The organism is Streptomyces sp. DH12, assembly GCF_020873895.1.
Lineage (GTDB): Bacteria > Actinomycetota > Actinomycetes > Streptomycetales > Streptomycetaceae > Streptomyces.
In genome coordinates this window covers 1-466 of record NZ_JAHWGT010000943.1, presented here as the reverse complement: position 1 = coordinate 466, position 466 = coordinate 1, and the positions used below count along the sequence as shown (strand labels likewise).

The following is a 466-nucleotide window of genomic DNA, read 5'->3' as shown; positions in this document are numbered from 1 at the left end:
GTGGCAGCCGGGCGTACAGCGCCTCGGTGACCGCGCTCAGCGGATAACCCGCGCCCAGCATCTGCGTACGGACGATATGGGTCGCGAAGTCACGGTCGCCGAGCCCGAACCACTCGGGGCCGACTCCGTACGCCGCGAGCTCCTCCTTGACCTGGAAGGTCTCGTCGGTCCGCCCCCAGCCCTGCTCCTCGTTGATGCCACCGCCGAGGGTGTACATCACGGTGTCGAGGTCGGGACAGACCTTCAGCCCGAACAGATGGATGTCATCACCCGTGTTGCCGATCACCGTGATGTCCGCGTCGGGCGCGGCCTGCTTGAGGCCGCGAAGGAAGCGGGCACCGCCGATACCGCCGGCCAGAACAACAATGCGCATGCAGAGCAGTTTGTCAGGCGGGTACGGCGTCCACGGCCGTCGGGGCGCTTTGCGTGGCGTGCATCGGCATCTCGGTCAGGCCCGGGTAGTAGA

The 466-nt window shown here is 67.2% G+C and carries 1 protein-coding gene; it reads right to left on the bottom strand.

The features are described from left to right. Nucleotides 1–373 (bottom strand): 2-phospho-L-lactate transferase CofD family protein (locus LPA54_RS37885; protein ID WP_228984949.1); only part of this gene is annotated, 373 nt, incomplete at its 3' end. Between the last annotated feature and the right edge of the window lie 93 nt (nucleotides 374–466).